This window comes from Pseudomonas protegens (assembly GCF_003732485.1).
Taxonomy (GTDB): Bacteria; Pseudomonadota; Gammaproteobacteria; order Pseudomonadales; family Pseudomonadaceae; genus Aquipseudomonas; species Aquipseudomonas protegens_B.
In genome coordinates this window covers 46,912-52,199 of sequence record NZ_MOAK01000051.1, presented here as the reverse complement: position 1 = coordinate 52,199, position 5,288 = coordinate 46,912, and the positions used below count along the sequence as shown (strand labels likewise).

The window sequence follows — 5,288 nt, the reverse complement described above, 5'->3', positions numbered from 1 at the left end:
ATCGAAGTGATCCGCGGCCCGGCGGCGGCCCGCTACGGCAACGGTGCCGCTGGCGGGGTGATCAACATCATCACCAAGCAGGCCGGCAGCCAGACCCACGGCAACGCCACGCTCTACAGCTCGTTCCCGACCCACAAGGACGAAGGCGCCACCCAACGCATGAGCTTCGGCCTCAACGGCCCGCTGACTGACAGCTTGAGCTACCGGGTCTACGGCAACGTGGCCAAGACCGACTCCGACGACGCCGACATCAACGCCGGCCATGAATCCCTGCGCACCGGCAATCAGGTCGGGACCCTGCCCGCCGGCCGCGAAGGCGTACGCAACAAGGACCTCAACGGCCTGCTCAGCTGGCGCATGACTCCGGACCAGACCCTGGACTTCGAAGCCGGCTTCAGCCGCCAGGGCAACATCTACACCGGCGATACCCAGAACACCAACAGCAACAAGAATGTGCAGAACCTGCTGGGCCACGAAACCAACCGCAGCTACCGCGAAACCTACGCCCTGACCCATCGCGGCGAATGGGACTTCGGCAGCTCCATGGCCTACCTGCAATACGAGAAGACCCGCAACACGCGGATCAACGAAGGCCTGGCCGGCGGCACCGAAGGCATCTTCAGCAACAGCGAGTTCTACACCGCGGTGCTGCGCGACCTGACCGCCCATGGCGAAGTCAACCTGCCGCTGCACGCCGGTTTCGAGCAGACCCTGACCCTGGGCAGCGAATGGTCCCAGCAGAAGCTCGACGACCCCAGCGCCAACACCCAGAGCACCAGTGAAGGCGGCGCCGTGGGCGGCCTGAGCAGCAGCAACCGCAGCACCCAGTCCAGCGCGCAGATCTTCTCGCTGTTCGCTGAAGACAACATCGAACTGCAGCCGGGCACCATGCTCACCCCCGGCCTGCGTTTGGATCACCACAGCATCGTCGGCGACAACTGGAGCCCGTCCCTCAACCTGTCCCACGCCCTGAGCGATACCCTGACCCTCAAGGCCGGCATCGCCCGGGCCTACAAGGCGCCGAACCTGTACCAGCTCAACTCCGACTACCTGCTCTACAGCCGCGGCCAGGGCTGCTATGGCCAGAGCACCAGCTGCTACCTGCAGGGCAACGACAAGCTCAAGGCGGAAACCAGCGTCAACAAGGAACTGGGCCTGGAATACAAGGCCGACGGCTGGGTGGCCGGCCTGACCTACTTCCGCAACGACTACAAGAACAAGGTGGAATCCGGCCTGGCGCCGGTGAGCCGTGCCAGCGGCGGCAGCGGCGCTTACCGCAACTCGGCGATCTACCAGTGGGAAAACGTGCCCAAGGCCCTGGTGGAAGGCCTGGAAGGCACCCTGACCATTCCGTTGGCCAGCCAGCTGACCTGGAACAACAACTTCACCTACATGCTGCAATCGAAGAACAAGGAAACCGGCGACTACCTCTCGGTGACCCCGCGCTACACCCTCAACTCGATGCTCGACTGGCAGGCCACCCAGGACCTGTCGCTGCAGGCGACCGTGGCCTGGTACGGCCAGCAGACGCCGAAGAAGTACGACTACCACGGCGACCGCGTCACCGGCAGCGCCACCCAGCAACTGGCGCCGTACGCCATTGCCGGGGTCAGCGGCACCTACGCCCTGACCCGCAACCTGAGCCTGACCGCCGGGGTCGACAACCTGTTCGACAAACGCCTGTTCCGTGAAGGCAATGCCCAGGGCGTGAACAATATTGCCGGGGCCGGCGCCGCCACCTACAACGAACCCGGGCGCACCCTGTACACCAGCCTGACCGCATCGTTCTGAGCCATCACCAAGACCCTGCCGAGAACGCCTGATGAGACGCTTTTTTCTGCCCCTGGCCCTGGCCTGGGGCCTTGCGGGAACGGCCCTGGCCGCCCCCGCCCCGGACCAGCTCATGGACCGCAGCCTGCTGCAGCGCCAGGACCTGCCCTACCGCTTCAGCAGCCTGCAACTGGATTCCGCCGACGGCCAGCGCCACTACCAACTGTGGATCGGCCAACCGCTGCAGGCGCCGCCGCCCCAGGGTTATCCGGTGCTGTGGATGCTCGATGGCAATGCCGCCATCGGCGCTCTGGACCCCGAGCAGCTCAAGCGCCTGGACCAAGGCCCGGCGCCGCTGCTGGTGGCGGTGGGTTACCAGACCCCGCTGCGCATCGAACGCAACGCCCGCACCTACGATTACACCCCGCAGCAACCGGGCCTTGACGCACAGCAAGACCCGCTGACCAGCCAGCCCAGCGGCGGCGCCGAAGCCTTCCTGCACTTGCTGCGCGAGCGCATGCGCCCCGCCGTGGCGGCACGCGCGCCGATCGACCCGGCGCAGCAGACCCTGTGGGGCCATTCCTACGGCGGCCTGCTGGTGCTGCAGGCGCTGTTCGCCCGGCCCCAGGAGTTTCGTCACTACGCGGCAGCGAGCCCTTCGCTGTGGTGGGGCGACGGCCTGATCCTGACTCAAGCCCAGGGCCTGGCCGGACGCCTGCAGGGCCAGCGTGCGCAACTGTTGCTGATGCGCGGCGGCGCCGAACCGGGCAACCCGCGCCAGCCACCGGGGCCCGAGGCCGACCAGCGCGCCAGGCAGTTGCAGGCGCAACTGGCCCAGGTGCCGGGGCTGGCCCTGGACTACCACAGCTTTGAAAAGCTCAGCCATGGCCAGACCCTGGCCGCTTCCCTGCACTACGTGCTGGAGCGGCTCTACCTGCCGGCGACCAAGGACTGACGCCCCGGCGCTCGGGTGCAAGGCCCGGGCAGCGAGTTCCAGCGCAAGAGACAGGGTGCAAGCCTTGGGGCGGCGGGCTAATCTGCCGCTCGCCCCGCCACTTGTTCCGGATCGCCAATGCCCACCTGCCCCGCCACTCGTTTTCTTGCCGCACTGGATGCCGACTGGGCCGCGCTGATCGCCGCCGTCGGCCCCTGCCTGCACCAGCCCCGCCCGGAGCGCGAGCCTTATCAGGCGCTGGTGCGAGCGGTGGCCTACCAGCAACTGCATGCACGCGCCGGCGACGCGATACTCGGCCGCCTGCGCGCTTTGTTTCCCGGGCAGGACTTCCCCACGCCCGGGCAGTTGGCCGATGCCAGCCTGGAGAGACTGCGCGGCTGCGGCTTTTCCGCACGCAAGGTGGCGACCCTGCAGGGCATCGCCCAGGCCACCCTGGACGGCCTCGTCCCCGATGCCGCCAGCGCCCGCGGCCTGGACGATGAACAGTTGATAGAGCGCCTGACCCAGCTGCCTGGCATTGGCCGCTGGACCGTGGAGATGCTGCTGATCTACAGCCTTGAGCGCGAGGACATACTGCCCGTGGACGACTTTGGCGTACGCGAAGGTTATCGCCGCCTCAAGGGCCTGGAACAACCGCCCAGCCCCCGGCAACTGCGCGAGCTCGGCAACGCCTGGCGCCCCTGGCGCACCACCGCCGCCTGGTACCTGTGGCGAGTACCGACGGCCTGAACACCGCGCACTTGACCCGGTGCGGGCTGGCCGCTGCGCGGTTCGCCGGCAAGCCGGCTCCTACGGGGGTACGCGACCTCATCCGTAGGAGCTGGCTTGCCAGCGAAAGCGCCCGCAAGATCGCCCCATTCCCCCGCCATCAACCGCGCCCACTGGCCGCTGCGCGGTTCGCCGGCAAGCCGGCTCCTACGGGTGCATGCGGCCTCGTCCGTAGGAGCTGGCTTGCCAGCGAAAACGCCCGCAAGATCGCCCCATTCCCCCGCCACCAACCGCGCCCTCGCTAGCAAGCCGGCGAACAGGCTCTCAAGCCTTGCGCTGCCCTCGCCGATGCCTTCGCTGGCAAGCCAGCTCCTACATTGGGGCTGTGCCTGCGCAATCGCACCGCCGAGCGCCTGCAAGGGGGCAATTGAACCGCGCGCGCGTAACCCCTAAAGTCACGCCTCCCGATATCAATCTGAGATCGCCGATGGCCGCTCTTCGCCTGACTACCCTGCACACCACTCAAGCGGTGCTGGACGCCTTTCGCGGCAGCGATGTAGCACCCGAGGTGCTGCTCGAAGGCAGCGGCATCCAGCTCGCCGACCTGGACCTGCCCAATAGCCTGATCAACATCAGCCAGGAAATGCGCGTGTTCAGCAACGCCGTGAAATTTCGCCAGGACCTGGGGCTGGTGCTGGGGCGCAACCTGCACATTTCCGCCTACGGCATGTTCGGCCTGACCCTGCTGACCAGCGCCACCCTGCGCGAAGGCTGGTCCCTGGCCCTGCGCTACCCCTTGCTGCTGGGCACCTTCTTTCGCCTCGACCTGGAGGTCCGCGACGGCCTGGCCTGGCTCACCGCCGACCAGTACAGCGAGACCGAGCTTGAGGTGTTCAACACCGATTTCTGCATGTCGTCCTACCGGGTCACCTGCCAGGACCTGCTGGGCTGCTCCCTGCCCCTGCGCCAGGTGCAACTGATGCACGGCCCGCAACCCTACCTGGACAGCTACGAGCAGGCCTTCAACTGCCCGGTGCAGTTCAACGCCGGGCGCAATGCCATCGGCTTCGACCTGGAATGGCTGGACCGGCGCCTGCCCCTGGCGGATCTGGTGACCCAGAACGACATGCTGCAACGCTGCATCCGCCTCAACGAGGAGCTCAGCGCGCGGCCGACCTGGATCGATCAGGTGCGACGCATCCTCAATGAACAGCTGCACGCGGTGCCGGACTTCGACAGCCTGGCGCGCCAGGTGCACTGCTCTCCCAGCACCCTGCGCCGGCGCCTGCGGGCCCAGGACACCAGCTATCAGCAGTTGCTCGATGAGCTGCGCTATGCCCGGGCCCAGCAGTTGCTGGGCCAGCACAGCCTGCCCATCTACCGCATCGCCGAAGCCCTGGGCTTCAAGGAAACCGCGAGTTTCCGCCATGCCTTCCAGCGCTGGAGCGGCGTCGCGCCCGGGCGCTTCCGGCAGTTGGCCGGCCAGCTCGGACCGCTCTCGGACTGCGCTGAAGATTGACGCTAAATATCCCCTATTGACCGTTCCCAACATTCTCTCAGGGACCTATCCGGCCAAGAATGACCGCATCGGAAGGTTCCGCTCATTTCAGACATGGAGTTGTCGCATGAAATCGCTGCATACCGCCCTCACCCGCCTGGCCCTGAGCTGCTCCCTGAGCGCCCTGGCCCTGACCGCCTCCTTCACCGCCCAGGCCGCCGCCGAGCGCACGGTGAACATCTTCAACTGGTCGGAGTACATCGCTCCCAACACCATCAAGGATTTCCAGGCCCAGAGCGCGATCAAGGTCAAGTACGACATCTTTGAAAGCAACGAAGTGCTGGAAGCCAAACTGCT

The 5,288-nt window shown here is 66.7% G+C and carries 4 protein-coding genes and 1 pseudogene; all 5 read left to right on the top strand.

The features are described 5' to 3' along the window. A partial coding sequence (locus BLX41_RS12785; RefSeq protein WP_259744797.1) for a TonB-dependent siderophore receptor occupies nucleotides 1–1,791 on the top strand: 1,791 nt, incomplete at its 5' end. 31 nt (nucleotides 1,792–1,822) lie between these two features. After that, nucleotides 1,823–2,725 carry an alpha/beta hydrolase gene (locus BLX41_RS12780; protein ID WP_123725166.1) on the top strand — a complete coding sequence of 301 codons (903 nt, stop codon included), beginning with the start codon at nucleotides 1,823–1,825 and terminating at the stop codon, nucleotides 2,723–2,725. A 117-nt stretch (nucleotides 2,726–2,842) separates the two neighbouring features. Continuing rightward, nucleotides 2,843–3,454, top strand: a complete 612-nt coding sequence (locus tag BLX41_RS12775) for a DNA-3-methyladenine glycosylase family protein (protein ID WP_123725165.1) — start codon at nucleotides 2,843–2,845, stop codon at nucleotides 3,452–3,454. Nucleotides 3,455–3,920: 466 nt separating this feature from the next. Then, a complete protein-coding gene (locus tag BLX41_RS12770) occupies nucleotides 3,921–4,952 on the top strand; it encodes an AraC family transcriptional regulator (RefSeq protein ID WP_185073519.1) in 1,032 nt (343 codons plus the stop codon). A 106-nt stretch (nucleotides 4,953–5,058) separates the two neighbouring features. Beyond that, nucleotides 5,059–5,288, top strand: a pseudogene (locus tag BLX41_RS35220) (spermidine/putrescine ABC transporter substrate-binding protein PotF); the annotation flags it as partial.